The organism is Spiroplasma sp. hyd1, assembly GCF_016082235.1.
GTDB classification, from domain to species: Bacteria; Bacillota_I; Bacilli_A; order Mycoplasmatales; family Mycoplasmataceae; genus Spiroplasma; species Spiroplasma poulsonii.
Genome location: NZ_JXYY01000118.1, coordinates 1 through 1,076, shown reverse-complemented (window position 1 = coordinate 1,076; position 1,076 = coordinate 1). Strand labels below are relative to the sequence as shown.

General features: G+C 33.5%; 1 pseudogene. It reads left to right on the top strand.

Annotated features, from left to right (window positions below):
- Positions 1–31: 31 nt before the first annotated feature.
- Positions 32–1,076: pseudogene (locus tag TS70_RS06615) on the top strand (hypothetical protein); the annotation flags it as partial.

The following is a 1,076-nucleotide window of genomic DNA, read 5'->3' as shown; positions in this document are numbered from 1 at the left end:
TTCTCTTTTTTATTCAGAAAGGAATACAGAAATGAAAAAACTACTAAGTATCTTAACTATATCAACATTGACAGCAAGTGTACCCGCGCCGTTGTTGCTTGCCAACACGGTTCAAACTCGTGTCAAACGCAATGTTATAACATCTAATTCAAACAACGACTACCTACCAATAAAAGAAATTGATGGTATTGAAAAGAGTATTTTTTATCCTGCTGTTGATAGTAAAGACAACATTTATTTTATTCAAAGTGGTAAGTTGTTTGTGTTGAAACAGGGTTCAGACACACCAACCAAAATAAATGGAATAAATGATGATATGTTTTCGCTTGCTGTTGATAACAGCAACAACATTTATTATATTAAATCTAATATGGAAGGGACATTTGTGTTGAAACACGGGGAAACAACACCGACACAAATTGATGGTATTGATAAAACTGTTAATTCGCTTGCAGTTGATAGCAAATACAATATTTATTGTGCTACTGATACTGGTGCGTTTGTGTTGAAACACGGGGAAACAACACCAACCAAAATAAAAGGTATTAATGAAAAAATAAATATTATTAAAACTGACAGTAAAAATAATATTTACTATGTTATAACTGGGGCAGATGACTTTGCGTTTGTGTTGAAACAGGGTTCAGACACACCAACCAAAATAAATGGAATAAGTAATGTTATTTCGCTTGCTGTTGATAACAAAGATAATGTATATTTTGGTTCTGTATTTTATAATTTTAGTATTTTGCAAACTACTTTGTCGTGGGTAAAACAACAAAGTCAGTTTGTGTTGGTGGATAGTAGTAAAACGCAAACTTGAACACGAAATGACTTGATTGCGGTTGATGGGGAGGTTAACATTGATATTGCTAACCCAAACATTGATAAAGTTGTGTTTGATAATGTTGAACAACCACAAATAAGTAAACAATGAAAAATCAATGTTAAACCTGAAACTGCACCACGAGACCATAATTTACAAGTAATGTTTACTTTGGATGGTAAACAATATACCAGTGAAATTACGGTCTCTATGCAGGCGAAAATTGACCCGCCAACACCGCCAGTGCAAC